This window comes from Pseudoalteromonas sp. KJ63-1, assembly GCF_055808145.1.
In genome coordinates, this window is sequence record NZ_CM147855.1 from 2,712,753 (window position 1) to 2,729,663 (window position 16,911).

Consider the following 16,911-nt stretch of genomic DNA (forward strand, 5'->3'; position numbering starts at 1 on the left):
TAATGGGTAAATTATCCTTTATTACTAGATAACCAAGCTCAATTTATAGCTTACATCTTTAAATAAAATGCTTTGCAAAGCCCAACATAATCAGCTGTGTAGGTGTTGTTTTCATCTTTTATGCAAAGCACTGTTTGTTGTAATTCTGTTTTGATTGAGCTAAAGCGCATTAAGCTGCGACTGAACACTTTACTCGGTGTAGTTTTTACTTGGCAATGCGCGTTTAAATACAGCCCTTGTTGCTGCGCCAAGGTTATAAATAACTGCGCCTCTTCACTAGGCAAAATTAAATTAAAACGAGCTTGTTTATGCGTTAAACGTTTAAACGCAGCAATCAGTTCTGCAAAGCTTAAACCATCAGTATGGCGAGCGGCATTTCGCGCTGCATTATCACTTTTTAAACTATGATTAAAATAAGGCGGATTAGCTATAACGCAATCAAACTTAGTCTCAGGCACAAACTGCTGAACGCACTGGTGATAAATATTAATGTCTGGCCAAGGACTTTGCTGGCAGTTTTGTAAAGCCTGCTGGTAGGCTGCTTTATCAACCTCAACCGCACTCACCTTTAAATCTGGCGCTCGCTGCTTACACATTAACGCCAGTAACCCCGTGCCTGTGCCAATATCTAATAACGAACTAGCATCACTTAAATCAGCCCATGCCCCGAGTAAAATACCATCGGTAGATACCTTCATGGCGCACTGGTCGTGCTCAACCTTAAATTGTTTAAATGCAAAACCAGACATTTTTTCACCTTTTCATTCACCAAGTAGGTTTAAGTGCGTATAATTAACGGCAATTGTCCCCTATTTTTGACACTCTATGCAATTTTCTGAATTTGATCTTGATAATAAGCTACTCAATGCTATTAATAAAATGGGTTTTGAAACCCCTACTAGCATTCAACAACAAGCCATTCCTGAGGCGTTGCAAGGGCGTGATATTTTAGCGTCTGCACCGACAGGTACGGGTAAAACGGCGGCATTCTTAATTCCAGCAATTCAATATTTAATGGATTTCCCGCGTCGTGATCCGGGCTTTGCACGGGTATTAATTATGACCCCAACTCGCGAGCTTGCTTATCAAATTCATGAACAATGTGAGTTACTTGCAAAACAAACCCACTTAAAAATTGGGGTGGTTACCGGCGGTATTAATTACGGTACACACAAAGAAATTTTTGAAAATAATAACGACATTTTAATCGCCACACCTGGGCGTTTAATGGAGTATTTGGAAACTGAAAACTTCCACGCAGAAAACGTAGAAATGCTCATTCTTGATGAAGCCGACCGCATGCTCGACATGGGCTTTCGTAAAGAAATGCTGCGTATTTGTGATGAAGCTAAAAACCGTCGTCAGTGCTTTTTATTCTCAGCTACTCTTGAAGGTGACAGCGTAGAATTATTTGCAGAGCGTATTTTAAACGACCCGGCTCTACTTGAAGCCGAATCATCACGCAAAGAAAAAGCTAAAATACATCAATGGGTTCATTTAGCTGACGATTACCATCACAAGCTTGAGCTATTAGTTAACACCTTAAACGGCCCTGATGTTAGTAAAGCGATTGTGTTTGTAAAAACTCGTGAGCGCCTTGAAACCCTTATTGGTGAACTAACCAATAACGGCGTTAAAGCTGCGTGGCTACGTGGTGAAATGCCACAAGATAAACGCATGAAAGCGATGGAAAATTTCCACAGTGGCAAAACCCGCATTTTAGTCGCGACCGATGTAGCCGCGCGTGGTATTGATGTAGCTGATATAAGCCACGTAATTAACTTTGATATGCCTCGCACTGCAGATGTTTACGTACACCGTATTGGCCGTACAGGTCGCGCGGGTAAAAAAGGCATAGCAATTTCACTAATTGAAGCACACGATATTGGCATCCTTTACAAAGTAGAACGTTACATAGAGCAGAAGCTAAAACGCCGTGTATTTAAAGGATTAGAGCCAAAACATAAAGAAGCTAAGCCACCAGTTAAAAAGCGTAAAGATCCAGTAAAAATGAAAGCGAAGAAAAAAGCCAAAGCTAAGAAGAAAAAATAGCTCTAGCTTGAATATATTTGATTGAGCCGACGTTTGTCGGCTTTTTTGTGGCTTAAAAACAGTGAGTAAGCAATTCAGAGTAATATGTAAAAACTACTTAGCTGAATAACCACTTAATAAAATACCCAATCATTTCAAACAGTTAAATTTGGAATGAAACTTGTAACCCTAGTCAATATATGAGTATTAAAACGCCAAATAACGGCGATAATTTTTCAAAACACACTAAGGATATAGTTATGAGTCGCATTAAATTTACTATCGGTTTTATTTCGTTTTGTTGTTTATTTTTATTAGTCTCTGCTTTTAAAGTTAGTGCAGCAACGCATTTAGCGATAGTGAGTAGTGTGGCCACACAAGCTACTTTACAGCAATCTATTACTCATGAATTACGTACTAACCCAAACCTAGAATTAAAAAATTTAAACGTACAGGTTGAAAATGGCGACGTTGAACTCAAAGGCAAAGCTAATAGCGGTTTTGAACGTGCTCTTGCTCAAAAGTTTTTAGAAAATATGGATGGGGTTAAAGTCATTCGTAACAAAATTAGTGTTATTTAATACACCTCCTTCTTAACTTATTCTTCAGCGCTGCTTGCTTCTCCAACACAAGCGGCGCTTTTTATGGCCTGCAAGATATAATTTAATGCAGAACATACTCCCGAGCCAGTATAAATAGCTTGATTAAAAGCCTTTTAGTTTACGCGCCAATCGCGACGCTCATTGCAGCTACTTATACCATTGAATCCTTTACTCAAAGACACTTCTATATAGGGCTTGCATCAAGCTTGAGCACAAATTCGATTAATTAAATAACCTATTTTGAGATGAGAAAACCTTATCTATATAGTTTTCTAATTGAGAGGCTTTTAACTTAGTTAACGCAAGGCTTTAGTTACTTCAGATCATCAATTAATTATAATAAAAAGCGCGTTTTTACTTTGTAAAAACGCGCTGATAGTCAGTAAGTTTTTCCTACCGCTTTACCCTTGTAAATTTAAAATTAATTGCTTTCCTGGCTAGTATCAGTGTTGCTATCAGCCTCTTTACTAGTTGACTGCTGACTTATTTTATCGCTGATCATGGCATCGAGTTTTTCACCGCCTTTAATACCGAAATCCAACGTACGAATAGGAAACGGAATACTTATATCAGCAGCATCGAGTGCTTGCTTTACTGCCACAACGCCTTTGTGACGCACCGTCATAAAATCGGGCTCACCAGGGTATTTAATCCAAAACCATACCAGTAAGTTTATACTGCTATCACCAAAGCCTTCTGCGTACACCGCGGTCTCATTTTTGCGGATCACAAAGTCGAATTGATTAATTTTTTCGACAATAACTTCACTAGCTTTTTCTATATCGTCAGCGTAAGAAATACCTACTGGTACTTCTATTCTTCTGACCCCTAAAGTGCTGTAATTACGCAGTACATTTCTAAATAGTATTTTATTAGGAACCAGTATCAACTGCCCGTAAAAGCTCTCTATTAGTGTGTTACGTAAATTTATTGAATGCACTGAACCAAATACGTTATCGGTCTCGATAATATCACCCGCTTTGAACGGTTTACGAATACCCATAGCAATACCCGCAATTAGGTTTTCGGTCATATCTTGAAAAGCAAAACCAATGGCGAGACCAACAATACCTGCACCCGCAAGTAGTGACGTAACGGTACTTTTTAACCCCATAAAATCAAGGGCAATAAAGACTCCTACACTCAAAACAATGACTTTAAAAATGGAGGCCATTAAGTCGGCAATTTGAGTAGAGTCGAGGGAACGACGCAATACTTTTTTCATTCCTTTGCCTGCAAGGCGGGCAATAAATGAAAATATAATCGCAATAATCACCGCGACTATAAAGTTAGGGATATGACTTATAACAACATCAAACCAGCCACCGAGCTTCTCTTCTATAAGTTTTTCGGCTTCTGTAATTGAGGGAATTGAGAGCATTTGTTTTATACCTTAGTTTGGGTTAATAACCTAAGGTTTGCAAAAATAGCGCCAAAATAAAAAGCCATGCAATGCATGGCTTTTTAAACACTTTAAAAAAGTGTGTTAGCTTTGCTCTTCGCGCAAAAATACCGGTTCAAGTTCTTTAGTGGTTGCCTCTGGACTAAAGTAATAACCGGCCACGGTAAACTCTTTAAGCTGACTTAATTGCGTGACTTGGTTTTCGATAAGGTAACGCGCCATCATGCCGCGCGCTTTTTTAGCGTAAAAGCTAATCACTTTATATTGGCCGTTTTTACAGTCTTTAAAATGTGGCGTAATAATTTGTGCGTTAAGCGTTTTTTTATCTACCGCTTTAAAGTATTCGTTAGACGCTAAATTAACTAAGTATTGTGCATCTTGTGCCGCTAAAACGTCGTTAAGTTTATTAGCAATAATACTGCCCCAAAACTCATATAGGTTTTTACCACGGCTGTTTTCAAGCTTTGTACCCATTTCTAGGCGGTAGGCTTGCATTAAATCAAGTGGTTTTAATAATCCGTATAAACCCGAGAGTATACGTAAATGCTCTTGAGCATAATCAAGTTGCTTAGCCGTTAGGGTGTCGGCATCTAAACCGCCATATACATCGCCATTAAAGGCAAGCACCGCTTGTTTAGCATTACTCGTAGTAAACGGTTGCGCCCACTCACTAAAACGTGCTGCATTAAGGCCCGCGAGCTTATCGCTAATTTTCATTAAACTACCAATCTGCGCAGGAGTTAGTTCACGGCATACTTTCATGAGCGCTTCGCTGTGCTCAAGTAATTCAGGTTGAGTGAACTTATCTGTTGCGGGTGGCGTGTCGTAATCAAGATTCTTTGCTGGTGAAATAACAGTGATCATAGTTAGCTATTGACTTGTAAATTATTTAATGTCAATTTCAACATTAAATGAGACGAAAAGCACGTTTTGTTTAAAATTATCCTACCTAAAACTCAACCGTTACCGTTTTTTCATTGATAAGGACATAAGACCTATCAAGCATTGTCACACTGTTGCAGTATAGCTATATTAAGGTAGTTTAGATTTTCTTTTAACTTGCTTGGAATGAGGAAAAGCAAATGACTAGCGCTCTACAAAGGCTTAAACAACATTCTTCTATCGTGGCCGACACGGGCGATATAGAAGCCATAAAAAAACATCAACCTGAAGATGCGACTACCAATCCATCGCTGCTTTTAAAAGCGAGCGAGATTGAAGCTTACAAACCTTATCTAGATAAAGCATGGCAATACGCTAAAGAAACCGAGCAACAGCCTGCAAAACAACTAGAGCTGGCTTGTGACTATTTTGCAGTGTTACTCGGTAAAGAAATTAGCGAAATTGTACCGGGTTATATTTCTACTGAAGTTGATGCACGTTTATCATTTGATACTCAAGCAACAATTAATAAAGCACATACTTTACTAAGCCTTTACGAGAAAGAAGGTGTAAGCAAAGACAAGATTTTAATTAAAGTTGCCTCTACTTGGGAAGGCATTAAAGCCGCAGAACAGTTAGAAAAAGAAGGCACTAAATGTAACTTAACGCTTTTATTTAGTGATGCTCAAGCGCGCGCCTGTGCTGATGCAAACGTATTTTTAATTTCGCCATTTGTTGGCAGAATTTTAGATTGGCACGTAGCAAACGGTATGGAAAAACCAACCGACCCGCTACAAGACCCGGGTGTACAATCGGTGCGTAGTATTTTTGAGTTTTATAAGCGTCACGATTATAAAACTGTTGTTATGGGCGCAAGCTTTCGTAACACCGGTGAAATTATTGCCCTTACAGGTTGCGATAAGCTAACAATTAGTCCTAATCTTTTAGAAGACTTAGGTAATTTAGAAGACGCACAAGAGTACTTACTAGAGAGTGACATTGCTAAAGAGCCAAAACCTGAGCCACTTAGCGAAGCACAGTTCCGTTGGTTACATAACCAAGACGCTATGGCTACTGAGAAGCTAGCTGAAGGTATTCGCTCATTTGCAGATGCACAAGAGCAATTAGAAGCACGCTTCAAAGCGATGTAACTAACAGCTGTTTAACGAGTTTAAAAACGTCGCTTTTTAGCGACGTTTTTTTGTGCCTGCGATTTACTTTAAATACTCGACTTGTTCCTATTTACGTTCTTTTTGTATTGATCTTCATCAAAATACCACCCATTAGTAACAGTTTCGTCACATTTATATTCTATTTTATTAATAGCTGTGGTATAGATACTGCCGAGGTTCAAAAAGTGGTCAATAGGAGATAATCAATGGATAGCCTAAACGAAATAATAGAAATATTAGAAGGTTCTGATACATCGAAAAAAACCTCTCAAAAAAATAAAAAAAGAAAATGGCGCGAAATAGAAGCAATAAAAGATAAGCAACGTTTGCGCAAAGAACTACAGGAGCTCGACTATTTTGCTGATAGTATTGCTATTGATGAATTAGAATTTTAATCAACAACAGCAACTAAAAAGGCTTTCATTTATGAAAGCCTTTTTTAATACTAATTACCCTATACTTGCCAATTAATGGGCTGTGCTCCTTGCGCTATTAACAGTTCATTAGTTTTTGAAAAGTGCTGACAGCCAAAAAAGCCGCGATGCGCTGAAAGCGGTGAAGGGTGCGGTCCAGACAATATATGATGGCGCTGGCGATCAATGCTTTTACCTTTTTTTGTGCATGTGCGCCCCACAAAATAAACACCACTCCTTGGCAATGCTCATTTATATGAGTAATTACGTTATCAGTAAATTGCTCCCAACCTAAATGTTTATGGGAATGGGCTTGCCCTTGCTCTACTGTTAATACGGTATTAAGCAAAAACACACCTTGATCTGCCCAGCTTTGTAAATAGCCATGCTCCGGTGTGATAAAGCCATTAATGTCAGTCACTAACTCTTTATAAATATTTTTAAGTGAAGGCGGGAGCTTTTTAACTTCAGGTAATACTGAAAAGCACAAACCATGCGCTTGCCCTTCTCCATGGTAAGGGTCTTGACCTAATATAACCACTTTAATATCGCTAAGTGAAGTTGCATCAAATGCGCTAAACACCTGTGATTCTGGCGGATATACGGCAGTGCCTTCGGCTCGTTTATTCGTAACATATTCAAGGGTTTGTTGCATATATGCTTGGCTAAGTTCATGGTTTAAAAAAGATGACCAGTTGCTCATGATTGACTCTTAATAAGTTCTCTAGATACCTCAATTTTGTCACACATTTGTGCTAATCCATCAAGCATTCTAGGGGAAAAACGATGTAATAAATCCGCGTTAACACTAATAAATTGCTCATATTTAACCGCGGGAATTTCAGGCCATTGCTGCCAATTTACTGTGGGTATTACCCGTTTTGACTTTTCATCAGGGATAATAATAATTTGTGGCTTAGTGACTATCACGTTCTCAATGCTGATTTGTGGGTAATCTGTGTCGCTGTCAGCAAATACATTGGTTACTTGGCAGGTTTCTATTAACTGATTTATCCATGTATTTTTTGATACCGTCATCATAGGCTCAGGCCACAACTGATAAAACCCAGTAAGCGTGGTTTTATTTTGCTGTGTGGCTTTAATTGCATTGAGCTTAACTGTAAATGCCTCAGCTACTTTTTTACTTTGCTCAATACGACCAGTTAATTGACCTAGTTTTAGTATTTCTTTAGCAACGCCTTCAATTGAGCGTGGATTACTTAAATGCAATTCAATCCCTAGTCGCTTTATTTGTGCTAAATCTTCTGCCTGATTACCGCTTTTCCACGCAATGACCATGTCTGGCTTGAGCATGAGTAACTTTTCGATAGAAATGCCATTATAGCCACCGATACGCTCAATTTTAGTCGCCTCTTGTGGGTAATCTGCGTAATCCAGCGTACCCACTATTAAATCACCCGCCCCAATGGCATATAAATTTTCGACTATGTGTGGCGCTAAAGCCACAATACGAAGCGGCTTGTCGGCTAAGGCTTGAGGTACATAAACAGCAAACAATATCAGCCCAAGAAAAATGCGTTTTAACATTAGTAATCAAAGCCTTTTAGTGCTTTTACGCCCGACTCAAACGCATGCTTTACATTACGCACTTCACTTACGGTATCGGCCAGCTCAATTAAGGTACGGTGCGCAGCACGGCCAGTAATAATTACCGATTGCATTGCAGGTCGGTTGTTAATTGCAGCAACAACCTCATCAAGGTCGATATAGCCATAGGTCACCATATAGGTGAGCTCATCGAGTAATACCACATCGACACTGCTGTCACTTAACATCCGCTTTGACTCTTGCCATGTTGCTTGCGCCGCCGCAGTATCGGCCTCTTTATTTTGTGTATCCCAAGTAAAACCGGTGTTCATAACGGCAAATTCAACCCCAGCACCTTGTAGTAAATTACGCTCACCACATTCCCATGTACCTTTAATAAACTGACATACCGCGGCTTTTTTACCGTGACCAACACAACGTGCAACCACACCAAAACCAGAGGTTGATTTACCTTTGCCATTACCGGTAATAACCTGAAAAATACCTTTTTCTTGTTGTGCCGCTGCTACTCGAGCATCAACTTGTTCTTTTACTTTTTGCTGGCGCTGTTGGTGCTTGTCGTTTGTTGATTCAGTCATTGTTATGTCCTTGGTAAATTTTAATAATTTGTTCAATATTTAAATGTGTTTGGCACATTTCAGCGAGGCGTTCTAACTGGCGTTCACGATGCTCATTGATGCTGATGGCATTAATGTCACTGTCTGGTTTTAGCCACTTTAATAACTGTTCTGTAGCAGTTGCGTTGTCAAATAAGCCATGTAAATAAGTCCCGGCAATGGCATTATCGTCACTAACAAAACCATCAGTTTTAAAACCATTGGGGTGTTTATTAAAGCGAATAAGTGGTTTATTGAGCGCCTGACCTTTACTGATCCCAGCATGTATTTCGTAGCCATCACATGCAACCTGTTGCTCATTTAAATTAAGCACTGCGCTCACTCGACTTAACACTTTTTGCTCACCCAATAACGTATCAAAATCGCTAAGCGCTAAACCCGCCACTTGCCCTAATGATGATTCCACCGCATTAGGGTCACAAATCGTATTACCTAGCATTTGCATACCGCCGCAAATACCCAATACTTTGCCACCATAGCGTAAATGGCGTTTTATTTGCTGATCCCAGCCTTCATTTTTTAAAAATACCAAATCGCTAAGTACATTTTTACTGCCAGGCACAATAATTAAATCAACATCAGGAATTGTTTGAGTGTGCCGCACATAGGTTATATTTATATTTGGGTGTAATCGCAGTGCATCAAAATCAGTGTGGTTACTAATATGAGGCACTAGCAGCACCGCAATATTAATACTGGCCTCGGTCACATTATTATCTATGGCAACGGCATCTTCGGCATCAAGTGCTAAATCGTGTAGGTAGGGTAACACCCCTAACACAGGTTTACCTGTGTACTCTTCAAGCCAATCTAACCCGCCTTGTAATAGGCTAATGTCACCACGAAAACGATTAATAACAAAGCCTTTTACCCGTGCTTGCTCTGACTCACTTAATAGCGCCAAAGTTCCTACTAGGTGAGCAAACACGCCCCCTTTATCAATATCGGCAATAATAATAACCGGACAATCGACCTTTTCAGCGTAGCCCATATTGGCGATATCGTTTGCGCGTAAGTTAATTTCAGCTGGACTGCCAGCCCCTTCAACCAACAATAAGTCAAAGCGTTTAGCTAAACGATTATGCGAGGTTAATACTGCATCCATAGCCACTTTTTTATAGTCATGGTAAGAGTCGGCTTCCATATTACTGATAGCCCTACCATGAATAATGACTTGCGCGCCGGTATCACTATTGGGTTTGAGTAATATCGGATTGAAGTCTATTTCAGGTGCTACTTTTGCCGCAACGGCTTGTAATGCTTGGGCTCTACCAATTTCACCGCCATCGTGAGTTACGGCACTATTAAGCGCCATGTTTTGCGGTTTAAACGGCGCAACATTAACACCTTGATTGGCAAACACTCTGCAAAGCGCTGCAACTAAGGTGCTTTTACCCGCATCTGAGGTAGTCCCTTGTACCATTAATGTTTTCATTATTGACCCACCAGCTGGCGCTTACGAAAATACAATATACTTAAAAAGAATAGACTGCCGATAGCCGCCGTGATCACCCCAATTGGCAGCTCTTGGTTGCTTAATAGTGAACGAGCAAGCACATCGACCCACACCATAAATGTGCCCCCTACTAATCCAGTCATTAATAATCCAACGCGGCTACCTTGAGAGATAAAAAAGCGCACTATGTGTGGCACCATCAAGCCAACAAAACCAATTCCACCACAGTTAGCAACTAACACGGCCGTGATCAACGAGCTTAAAATAAGCATTAAAATCCTAAAACGATGCACTCTTACGCCAAGCGTTGTCGCACTTTCATCGCCTAACAACATGGCATTAAGCTGACGCCTAAAACCCAACATGATTGTTGTACATACCATAATCACTAGGGCAGGTAACAGCAGCGACTGCCACTGTGCTTTAGCAAAACTACCTAAAGTCCAAAATAAAATAGCCGCGACTGCTTGTGGATCGCTCCAATAAAGTAACAAACTAGTAAAAGCACTAAATAAAAATGATAAAGCTACCCCTGCCAATAACATCGATTCAACTTGGGCATTACGCTGGCTGCCTGCAATTAAAATTAATAATCCCATCGCCACTAAACTGCCTGTTAATGCCGCCCCTGATAGCGCAATACCCGCCCCAGCTCCCACAAAAGACATTAGTATAACCACACCTAATGAAGCGCCGGACGAAATACCAAATAAATAAGGATCTGCTAAGGGGTTACGGGTGACTGTTTGTAGTATTAAACCTGCAATCGCTAAGCCACTCCCAGCTAAAAAAGCCAGCAAAGTACGTGGCATTCTTAATTCAATAATAATACGGCTGGTAAATGAAGCCTCGTTTGAAAAGGTTAAGCTTTGATATACATCTGCGAGCGACGTGGGTGCCGCACCAAAACTCAGTGCAATAAATAAACTTAATAGTGCGCATAGTAGCGCAGCGATTAATGCAACGGTATGGTTAGAAAAAACCGTCATATTATTGGTATCCATAATAATAAGTAATATGAGGAATAGCCTCACCCGAAGCAGCTGATTGAGGGTGAGTGCTCACTTGTGCACAAACACCAAACATCTCATCCAGCATCTGCTCAGTGACCACTTTATTTGGCTTACCTGCATCAACAACTTTTCCATTTTTAATAACCACTAACTCATCACACATAGCAGCAGCTAAATTTAAGTCATGAAATGACGCAAATACCGTGATCCCTAGAGATTTAGCAAGCTCCATAAGTTGAATTTGATATTTCACATCAAGGTGACTAGTTGGCTCATCCATAATAAGAAGCTGCGGTTGCTGCACAATAGCGCGGGCAATAAAAGCACGTTGCTTTTCACCGCCAGATAGCGAATCAAATAATTGAGTACTATGAGATTCAAGTCCCACATGGCTAATAGCCTGAGCTATTTTTTGTTTATCTGCTTGGGTGGTCGAACTGAATAACGTTTTATGTGGCGTAAGCCCTAGAGCCACAACATCGAATAACGAGAGGTTAAATTGCGACGGTGTTTCTTGGAGCACAACGGCAACTTGCTTGGCGTAGTCTTCGCTTTTTAGTTGCCAAATATCGGTGTTATTAAATTTAACCTCTCCCGCTGACGGCTGATTAAATCGATACAAGCACCGCAGTAAACTCGATTTTCCCGCACCATTAGGACCAATTAAGCCAACAAACTTGCCACGCTCAATACTCAAATTAATATGCTCAAGGATTAAGGTGTTACCCACTCGCCAAGAGACATTATTAACGGTTAGAAGTGCAGTTTTTTTAGCGGTTTGAGTGTGCAAAAAATTATCCTAGGCAGGGACAACCCACACTCAGTACCACAAGTACCAAAAAGAAAATGAGTTAACCCGCTCGTTATATGAAGTTTTAAGGCACTTGTATCTGACTTACAGTAAAACTGATTACAGTTACGGGTATAGTTGAGGAGTTTCACCTCATTCCAAATGCTTGGCTATTATGCGCAGATAAGTAAATAATTTAAAGCAAAAAAAACCGCACTCAGCTGAGTGCGGTTAAAAGGAGTGTTTTAACTAAGTATTAGTTAAAACTTATATTCCATACCTAAACCTAGGTAATCTTGGTCAACGTTGTTGTCCATATCAAAACTTGAGTAAAAGCCAAACACCTTAAGATTTTTGTTTAGCTTGTGATCAACACCTACCGATACTGCGCTTTTATCATCGCTGTCATCAAAATCCATTGTTTGATATTGCACTTTAAAAGTGTTGCTACCCATTAGGTAAGCTGCATTTAATAAGTAACCGTCAGCCTCAGCGCTACCGTCTACTTTTTCTTGTGTTTGGTACATTGCGCCAAGTCTAAAGTCTTCAATTTTACCTTGAACTGTTGCACGTACTACGTCGTAACCATTTACTTCACTATCAGCAGCAACAGCGGCGTATACAGCGCTCTTTTTAAGGCCTGAATCACCGTAAGTTAACGCCACTGAGTAACCATTTTTGGCATCTTTATCGTCTTCTGCAATAAATGAAGCTAATACTTTAAAGCCTTCATATGAGTTTGAGGCGTAAGATACTGAGTTACCTAAACGGTTTTCACCTTTAAACGTGTTTTTAATATCACCTTCAAGGTCATTAAATAAATCAAGTTTACCTTGCGCCTGCTTTAGCGCGGTATCGTTACGGCCTATTACTACTTGACCAAATGAACCTTTAAAACCTACATATTGATTACGCGCTGAAATATTATCTTTATCGCCTTTTGAGTCAGCGTCCGACACATCAACCTGAAATTCAAACTTATAAACAGCTTCTAAACCGTCTGAAATTTTTTCAGACCCCTTAAGTCCGAAACGAGATGCATTACTTTTAATTTCAGTAAACGACCCTTCTCCATCATCAGATGATTGAACGGTTACATTCGCTTTACCGTAAATGTCTACTTCTGCAAGCGCATTAAAAGATAAACCACTAAGTAAGGCTAGGCATAGGCTCGATTTTGCAAATTTCATGTTATTTCCTCGATAAACACAATAGACTAATTTTTAAAACAGCTGCAGTGTGTCACCACTAAATGACAAAAATATTACAAAGGACACATTTTTGTCTTTTTAAGTTAATAAAACTGCATTAAATCTGAAATCAAAATAACATCTAAAATATACCGCTTAACGACTACTTACTTTGTTTCAGTAAACTCGGTGTCATTTGCGACAGCAAATTAACCAGAGTTTCTATTAACTCTTTCTGTTCGTTATCTCTATGATAGGCAACAAATACATCTCTTGACGTATTTTCTACCCCTTTTACATGAAAAAGTTCGCCTTTTTCTAAATGGTCTTTAACTAATACCTGTGGAATAAACGCACTGCCGCCACATTGCAGTATTAAATCAAGCGCTATACGCCCGGTACTGGTTCTAAAATAAGGCGGCGTTTTACCGGTAAATTGACGGGCGTGCCAAAGAGAAAACGTAGTTCCCCAATCAACATAAACATATTGATTATCAAAAAAATTATCGCCTGTTGCGGTATCGTAGCCACTAACCGGAATAATAGGTAGTTCACAAATTCGTTCAACAACGAGTTCGTCTACTTTTGGTGGATCAAATAAAATGGCTAGATCAAGGGTGCGCTCTAATAGTAATCGAGTACTCTCTTGTTGTGCTTTTACCTCTGCCACCAAAGATACACCGGGCATAGCCGATACTATATTTGTAATACCAAACTGTAAAAACGCATCCCAAATATTAGGAGTCCCAGCCAAGCTGATTTGCTTATGCATATTATCTGCAAGTGCAACATCCACTTTGGCCCTTTGCATTCCAGTAATAATCATTTGTGCATGCGGCAACAAGCGCTCACCCGGAGCCGTTAGTTGAATATTATTGCGCTGGCGAATAAATAAATTTACGCCTAAGCCCTGCTCTAATTGACGAATTCGAAAACTCACTGCAGACTGCGTTATGTATAGGTTTTCTGCTGCTTTACCAAAATGGCGAGTACGCACCACTTCAACAAATGTTTTTAATAAATCTATGTCCAATTTTTTATCCTCACGATAAAAATTTTTTGTTTAAAAAAATAGCAATTATGTCCCATACTCCAGCTAATAATTGGTATGAGGGTACAGCTATGAGCAATGATATTTCACTACTTCGTCAAGCATTTGTTAGTCAACGTCAGTTTTATGATGATCAAAACTTTCCACGCGGATTTAGCCGCAGCGGACACTTTACCTTGCTAGAGGCAAGTATTTTAGAACAGCACGGTGTTGTTTTAAAAAGTTTGTATAACAAAACAGTTGAGCCGCAAAACGAATATCAACAACAATTTGTAAATGCAATAAGTGGTATCATAGAGCCAAGTAACCCCATTGAGCGAGCATGGGTTAAATACTTAAAGCTAACAACCTGCAAAACAAAATTTCATACATTATTTGGTCGCTCAAAAATTTCAGGGCCAACACCAATCAGCCAAGATTATTATTCTGAGGCTGACAATCTATAAGTCATTACAATAGTTGCTTTTTGGCGTTTTAGCAGTTACAACTTGTATAAGCAAACACTTTTGCAAAATTTAAACAAGGCTGTTACGTGACGCACAGAATACTTATTATTGAAGACACCCCTACTATTGCGCGAGTGCAAAAGCATATCGCGCAAAAAGCGGGCTACGAGGTTGATATTGCTCAGTCGCTGGCTGAGACTAAAGAGCTGATAAGTAAACATGCTTACTTTTGTGCGGTGGTAGACTTTATATTACCTGATGCCCCACAAGGGGAAGCTGTTCCCTGCACCGTTGCAGCAGACATTCCTACCATAGTTATGACAGGCAATATCGATAATCAAACTCGCGATACCGTCGAAAAATACCCTATTATTGATTACATTATCAAAGGCAATAAACAAGCTTACGAATATTTAGAAAAGCAGCTTTATCGCCTACCTCGAAATAAGCAGGTAAAAGTACTGGTTGTTGATGATTCAGCGTCAACACGCCAATATATTTGTAATTTATTAACACGTCATAAATATCAAATATTTCAAGCAGCCGATGGCCTAGAGGCGCTTAAAGAGCTTGAAAACACCCCTGATATTTCTGTAATCATTACCGATAAAGAAATGCCTAACATGGGCGGTATTGAGCTATGTAATGAAATTAGGCGCATTTATAGTAATGACGAAAAAGCTATTATTGGTATCTCAGGGGCTACTTCATCTAATTTATCTGCTTTATTTCTAAAAAATGGAGCAAATGACTACTTGTATAAACCTTTTAACAGTGAAGAATTTTACTGCCGGTTGAGCCAAAACGTCGATATGCTAGAGCATATCGAAACTATAAAACGTCAAGCCAATACCGACTATTTAACTAAACTCCCTAATCGCCGTTACTTTTTTGAAGAGGCTAATAAATCGTTAAAGCAGTTTAAAAAAGCAAAAATGCCGGCACAGCTCGCCATGCTTGATATTGACCATTTTAAAGCGATTAACGATACCTATGGTCATGATGCCGGAGACGAGGTTCTTAAAGGGCTTGCGGTATGCTTTAATAAATATTTTGAAAACCAATTGATTGCCCGGTTAGGCGGAGAAGAATTTGCGGTATTTTTTACTGAGCTAACCGAACAAGAAGCGCTAAAACGACTAGAGAGCTTCAGGCTTTTTATTGAGCTTAACAGTCATGAATTCAGTCAAGCAAACATCAAGTTTACGCTGTCGATAGGCTTCAGCAACAGTAAAACCTATCAGATTGACGAGCTATTAAAACAAGCCGACTTAAAGCTCTACAAAGCCAAAGAGTCGGGTCGTAATAAAGTGGTTTAGTTTCTAAACCACACCTGAGGCAACAATGGCTGCTTTTCTGCGTTTACGCGATTGATGGTATGAATCCCAACTAAAAATAGCCAGTGCACTCCAAATACACGCAAAGGTAATTACACGCTCAGCATCAAACACCTCGCCGTAAAACACCACCGCTAAAATAAACATTAAGCTAGGCCCTATATACTGAAAAAACCCAAGCGTTGTGTATTGCAAACGCTTAGCCGCACCGGTAAAACACAGCAGTGGTAGCGTAGTCACAATGCCCGCACTCACTAACAACGCATTAGTTTGCCAATCATTCGCTGGTAAATTTGATGTTTCAGTTGGCACCATTAACCACCAATAGGTCAGTGCTACTGGTAATAATATTAATGCCTCGATTAAAATCCCAGGCAAAGCATCAACCTGTAGCTTTTTACGTAATAAGCCATAAAGTGCGAAAGATGTCGCTAACGAAAAGGCCACCACGGGAAATGAGCCAAAGCTAATTAGCTGTAACAGCACGCCCGTAAAAGCTAAGGCAACAGCAGCACCTTGCAACTTACGTAATCGCTCGTTTAAAAACACCATACCAAGTAATACATTTAATAAGGGATTGATATAGTAGCCTAAACTGGCATCTAGCATGTGATTGTTATTAATGGCCCATATAAACAACCCCCAGTTAAACCCTAGTAAGGTCGAGGTAACAACTAACATTAAAATAAGTTTAGGTTGAATTAAAATGCGTTTAATTTTATCCCAGTAGCTCAGCACACTCACTACCACAATCAGAAACACCACTGACCAAATAACACGGTGCAATAAAATTTCAAATGCTGACACATGTTGGATCATCTTAAAATAAATAGGTGCGAGGCCCCACATAAAAAAAGCGAGACAGGCAAAAATGGCGCCCTTTCGCTGCTCGGTATCAATCGACATAGTAACCACTTGGTGATTTAAAAGGCCGTCAGTT

17 protein-coding genes, 1 pseudogene and 1 riboswitch are annotated in these 16,911 nt (G+C 39.7%); of the genes and pseudogenes, 6 read left to right on the plus strand and 12 right to left on the minus strand.

Annotated features, from left to right (window positions below):
• Nucleotides 1–50: 50 nt before the first annotated feature.
• Nucleotides 51–749: a tRNA1(Val) (adenine(37)-N6)-methyltransferase gene (locus AC0L7Q_RS13010; protein ID WP_413400758.1), complete on the minus strand. Its 699-nt coding sequence runs from the start codon at nucleotides 747–749 to the stop codon at nucleotides 51–53.
• 76 nt (nucleotides 750–825) lie between these two features.
• Here AC0L7Q_RS13010 and srmB point away from each other — a divergent pair, with 76 nt between their 5' ends.
• Entirely contained in the window at nucleotides 826–2,052 is a 1,227-nt protein-coding gene (gene srmB, locus AC0L7Q_RS13015) for an ATP-dependent RNA helicase SrmB (protein ID WP_010391528.1), read from the plus strand.
• A 239-nt stretch (nucleotides 2,053–2,291) separates the two neighbouring features.
• Nucleotides 2,292–2,612 (plus strand): BON domain-containing protein, encoded by a 321-nt coding sequence (locus AC0L7Q_RS13020; RefSeq protein ID WP_138606629.1) that lies wholly within the window; start codon nucleotides 2,292–2,294, stop codon nucleotides 2,610–2,612.
• Between the two features lie 442 nt (nucleotides 2,613–3,054).
• Here the strand turns inward: AC0L7Q_RS13020 and AC0L7Q_RS13025 are convergent, their stop codons facing one another.
• Together AC0L7Q_RS13025 and yaaA are read right to left on the minus strand one after the other, a co-directional pair.
• Nucleotides 3,055–4,014 carry a mechanosensitive ion channel family protein gene (locus AC0L7Q_RS13025; RefSeq protein ID WP_413400759.1) on the minus strand — a complete coding sequence of 320 codons (960 nt, stop codon included), beginning with the start codon at nucleotides 4,012–4,014 and terminating at the stop codon, nucleotides 3,055–3,057.
• Between the two features lie 105 nt (nucleotides 4,015–4,119).
• Nucleotides 4,120–4,899, minus strand: a complete 780-nt coding sequence (yaaA, locus tag AC0L7Q_RS13030) for a peroxide stress protein YaaA (protein WP_413400760.1) — start codon at nucleotides 4,897–4,899, stop codon at nucleotides 4,120–4,122.
• A 218-nt stretch (nucleotides 4,900–5,117) separates the two neighbouring features.
• Between yaaA and tal the strand changes: the two genes are divergently transcribed.
• Together tal and AC0L7Q_RS13040 are read left to right on the plus strand one after the other, a co-directional pair.
• Complete coding sequence (gene tal, locus AC0L7Q_RS13035) at nucleotides 5,118–6,068, plus strand: transaldolase (protein ID WP_413400761.1); 951 nt, start codon at nucleotides 5,118–5,120, stop codon at nucleotides 6,066–6,068.
• A 227-nt stretch (nucleotides 6,069–6,295) separates the two neighbouring features.
• The gene (locus AC0L7Q_RS13040) at nucleotides 6,296–6,484 is read left to right on the plus strand and encodes a DUF3545 family protein (protein WP_008110646.1); all 189 of its coding nucleotides are present in this window, start codon (nucleotides 6,296–6,298) and stop codon (nucleotides 6,482–6,484) included.
• A gap of 59 nt (nucleotides 6,485–6,543) precedes the next feature.
• On the opposite strand, the pseudogene ung reads toward AC0L7Q_RS13040, so the two are convergent.
• The 8 genes and pseudogenes from ung to AC0L7Q_RS13080 all read right to left on the minus strand — a co-directional run bounded on the left by ung (nucleotide 6,544) and on the right by AC0L7Q_RS13080 (nucleotide 14,170).
• Nucleotides 6,544–7,205: pseudogene (gene ung / locus AC0L7Q_RS13045) on the minus strand (uracil-DNA glycosylase).
• On the minus strand, nucleotides 7,202–8,050 hold the full coding sequence (locus AC0L7Q_RS13050) for a cobalamin-binding protein (protein ID WP_409423867.1): 849 nt from the start codon (nucleotides 8,048–8,050) through the stop codon (nucleotides 7,202–7,204). Before AC0L7Q_RS13050 ends, ung begins: the two are co-directional and overlap by 4 nt.
• The gene (cobO, locus tag AC0L7Q_RS13055) at nucleotides 8,050–8,649 is read right to left on the minus strand and encodes a cob(I)yrinic acid a,c-diamide adenosyltransferase (protein WP_413400763.1); all 600 of its coding nucleotides are present in this window, start codon (nucleotides 8,647–8,649) and stop codon (nucleotides 8,050–8,052) included. The genes AC0L7Q_RS13050 and cobO overlap by 1 nt, the downstream gene beginning before the upstream one ends.
• Nucleotides 8,642–10,123 carry a cobyric acid synthase gene (locus AC0L7Q_RS13060; protein ID WP_413400764.1) on the minus strand — a complete coding sequence of 494 codons (1,482 nt, stop codon included), beginning with the start codon at nucleotides 10,121–10,123 and terminating at the stop codon, nucleotides 8,642–8,644. Before AC0L7Q_RS13060 ends, cobO begins: the two co-directional genes overlap by 8 nt.
• Nucleotides 10,123–11,133 carry a FecCD family ABC transporter permease gene (locus tag AC0L7Q_RS13065; protein ID WP_413400765.1) on the minus strand — a complete coding sequence of 337 codons (1,011 nt, stop codon included), beginning with the start codon at nucleotides 11,131–11,133 and terminating at the stop codon, nucleotides 10,123–10,125. The genes AC0L7Q_RS13060 and AC0L7Q_RS13065 overlap by 1 nt, the downstream gene beginning before the upstream one ends.
• Nucleotide 11,134: 1 nt before the next feature.
• Complete coding sequence (locus tag AC0L7Q_RS13070) at nucleotides 11,135–11,947, minus strand: ABC transporter ATP-binding protein (protein WP_413400766.1); 813 nt, start codon at nucleotides 11,945–11,947, stop codon at nucleotides 11,135–11,137.
• A 74-nt stretch (nucleotides 11,948–12,021) separates the two neighbouring features.
• Nucleotides 12,022–12,159, minus strand: a riboswitch (cobalamin riboswitch).
• Between the two features lie 48 nt (nucleotides 12,160–12,207).
• Complete coding sequence (locus AC0L7Q_RS13075; protein WP_413400767.1) at nucleotides 12,208–13,137, minus strand: porin; 930 nt, start codon at nucleotides 13,135–13,137, stop codon at nucleotides 12,208–12,210.
• A gap of 163 nt (nucleotides 13,138–13,300) precedes the next feature.
• Nucleotides 13,301–14,170 (minus strand): LysR family transcriptional regulator, encoded by an 870-nt coding sequence (locus AC0L7Q_RS13080; protein WP_008467766.1) that lies wholly within the window; start codon nucleotides 14,168–14,170, stop codon nucleotides 13,301–13,303.
• Nucleotides 14,171–14,259: 89 nt separating this feature from the next.
• Here AC0L7Q_RS13080 and AC0L7Q_RS13085 point away from each other — a divergent pair, with 89 nt between their 5' ends.
• Both AC0L7Q_RS13085 and AC0L7Q_RS13090 read left to right on the plus strand, forming a co-directional pair.
• The gene (locus tag AC0L7Q_RS13085; RefSeq protein WP_138606645.1) at nucleotides 14,260–14,634 is read left to right on the plus strand and encodes a MaoP family protein; all 375 of its coding nucleotides are present in this window, start codon (nucleotides 14,260–14,262) and stop codon (nucleotides 14,632–14,634) included.
• Between the two features lie 86 nt (nucleotides 14,635–14,720).
• Nucleotides 14,721–15,953 carry a diguanylate cyclase gene (locus AC0L7Q_RS13090; RefSeq protein WP_413400768.1) on the plus strand — a complete coding sequence of 411 codons (1,233 nt, stop codon included), beginning with the start codon at nucleotides 14,721–14,723 and terminating at the stop codon, nucleotides 15,951–15,953.
• 3 nt (nucleotides 15,954–15,956) lie between these two features.
• Here AC0L7Q_RS13090 and rarD read toward each other — a convergent pair whose 3' ends face one another.
• A complete protein-coding gene (rarD, locus tag AC0L7Q_RS13095) occupies nucleotides 15,957–16,877 on the minus strand; it encodes an EamA family transporter RarD (RefSeq protein WP_413400769.1) in 921 nt (306 codons plus the stop codon).
• Between the last annotated feature and the right edge of the window lie 34 nt (nucleotides 16,878–16,911).

What these genes read in the sequence shown, in the direction of transcription:
- AC0L7Q_RS13010 (WP_413400758.1), bottom strand. Translation starts at nt 749, where the DNA reads ATGTCTGGTTTTGCATTTAAACAATTTAAGGTTGAGCACGACCAGTGC.
- srmB (WP_010391528.1), top strand. Translation starts at nt 826, where the DNA reads ATGCAATTTTCTGAATTTGATCTTGATAATAAGCTACTCAATGCTATT.
- AC0L7Q_RS13020 (WP_138606629.1), top strand. Translation starts at nt 2,292, where the DNA reads ATGAGTCGCATTAAATTTACTATCGGTTTTATTTCGTTTTGTTGTTTA.
- AC0L7Q_RS13025 (WP_413400759.1), bottom strand. Translation starts at nt 4,014, where the DNA reads ATGCTCTCAATTCCCTCAATTACAGAAGCCGAAAAACTTATAGAAGAG.
- yaaA (WP_413400760.1), bottom strand. Translation starts at nt 4,899, where the DNA reads ATGATCACTGTTATTTCACCAGCAAAGAATCTTGATTACGACACGCCA.
- tal (WP_413400761.1), top strand. Translation starts at nt 5,118, where the DNA reads ATGACTAGCGCTCTACAAAGGCTTAAACAACATTCTTCTATCGTGGCC.
- AC0L7Q_RS13040 (WP_008110646.1), top strand. Translation starts at nt 6,296, where the DNA reads ATGGATAGCCTAAACGAAATAATAGAAATATTAGAAGGTTCTGATACA.
- AC0L7Q_RS13050 (WP_409423867.1), bottom strand. Translation starts at nt 8,050, where the DNA reads ATGTTAAAACGCATTTTTCTTGGGCTGATATTGTTTGCTGTTTATGTA.
- cobO (WP_413400763.1), bottom strand. Translation starts at nt 8,649, where the DNA reads ATGACTGAATCAACAAACGACAAGCACCAACAGCGCCAGCAAAAAGTA.
- AC0L7Q_RS13060 (WP_413400764.1), bottom strand. Translation starts at nt 10,123, where the DNA reads ATGAAAACATTAATGGTACAAGGGACTACCTCAGATGCGGGTAAAAGC.
- AC0L7Q_RS13065 (WP_413400765.1), bottom strand. Translation starts at nt 11,133, where the DNA reads ATGACGGTTTTTTCTAACCATACCGTTGCATTAATCGCTGCGCTACTA.
- AC0L7Q_RS13075 (WP_413400767.1), bottom strand. Translation starts at nt 13,137, where the DNA reads ATGAAATTTGCAAAATCGAGCCTATGCCTAGCCTTACTTAGTGGTTTA.
- AC0L7Q_RS13085 (WP_138606645.1), top strand. Translation starts at nt 14,260, where the DNA reads ATGAGCAATGATATTTCACTACTTCGTCAAGCATTTGTTAGTCAACGT.
- rarD (WP_413400769.1), bottom strand. Translation starts at nt 16,877, where the DNA reads ATGTCGATTGATACCGAGCAGCGAAAGGGCGCCATTTTTGCCTGTCTC.